Annotated in this window: 2 protein-coding genes; both read left to right on the forward strand. The window is 37.7% G+C overall.

What is annotated here, in order from left to right; translation table 11 throughout:
* Nucleotides 1-597: toprim domain-containing protein (locus ACFIO3_RS13060; RefSeq protein WP_375608515.1), on the forward strand; the 597-nt coding region annotated here is incomplete at its 5' end.
* On the forward strand, nt 594-860 hold the full coding sequence (locus ACFIO3_RS13065; protein WP_375608514.1) for a hypothetical protein: 267 nt from the start codon (nt 594-596) through the stop codon (nt 858-860). The genes ACFIO3_RS13060 and ACFIO3_RS13065, both read left to right, overlap by 4 nt.
* Nucleotides 861-1,447: the final 587 nt, after the last annotated feature.

Below are 1,447 nucleotides of genomic sequence, written 5' to 3' on the forward strand. Positions count from 1 at the left end.
GCAGAGAAAGCAAAAGTAATTTGGCAACAAAGCCAACCAATCAAAAATACTTTAGCAGAAACCTATTTACGCATGCGGAGGATCACATGTGATTTGCCTGCTGATTTACGCTTTCATAGCAAATGTCCACACCCCTCTGGGGGTACATTGCCCGCGTTGATTGCTCTTGTTAAGGGGGCTGGCTCTTTTGCCATTCATAGAACCTTTTTAAAAGACAATGGCTGCAAAACAGATCAAAAACCAGCAAAAGCCATGTTGGGATCTGTCACTGGTAGTGCTGTGCATTTAAGTCAAGCCAATCCAAAACATCTGGTCATTTGTGAGGGCATTGAAACCGGTCTGGCTCTACTGTCTGGGTTGTTATCAGAGCCCGTGAATTTATGGGCGTCCCTTTCAACCCATGGCATGATGCATGTGAATTTACCTCCTACAAAAGCCCGTCTCACCATTGCAATGGATGGAGATGATGCGGAGCGTAAAGCAGGTTTTAACCTCGCTGCGCGTGCCTATAGACAAGGCTTTGAGGTCTTTATGATGCAAGCCCCCTACGGTCTAGATTTCAATGATTTTTTGATACTGAAAGGTATAAATAAATGAGAGAGAATAAAAATAATATTGTAGAGAACAACAATCAAAATGTTTCATTTAATGATAACGATAATGTTTCTTTAAATGATAAGACTTGTTTAAAAGCTATTCCTAGTGAAATGAAGTTTTTTGAACCAACATCACTTTCTTCATCACACATATCAAAATATATTATATCAAAAACTTCCAAAATCAAAGAGCACCGTTACTCTTTAAGCCATATTGCGCCATTTTACCTTTTAAACAAGAAAAAGTACGCAAAACCCTCTTAACAAGACAGTGTATTTCATTTGGCATTTTCTAAGGTATGCAATTGTATAATATATCTTGTACATTGACCACGTTTCACTTAACGGTAAATCCATTGAGCACCCCCATCTTTACGCTTATGGAGTAACAAGCCGGCACCATCATTAATATTTGCCAGCTCGTGGGTATTGCGACAGCCCTTGACACTAGAGAGGGTTCATAAGAGCCATTTTTATCCTTTCTTTTACAGTTTTTACCAACACGCCAGCCCCGCTTGTAATGTGCAAGCAAGTGATTTGATTGATTCAACATAAACAACTTTGAAATGAAAGAATTCTACGATATTCGAGACTCTCATTCAACATACAAAACAATGAATTATCATTATAAATCAATTCGTTGTATAAAGGTACCCCCTCTATCCACTATTTTTAAGAGAAAACACCAAATATTCATCATATCCAACAATGGTCTTACGACAATTAATCTTGAACAGACAAGACATCACCATTATCTAACTCGAAATACATGATAATTAGATATCACTTCTTTTTGCATCTGTTTTTTCATCTTCAAAATTATCGCTTTGTCGTTTTGATTGCCAACAACC

It is taken from the genome of Bartonella sp. AD328YNZD (assembly GCF_042196425.1).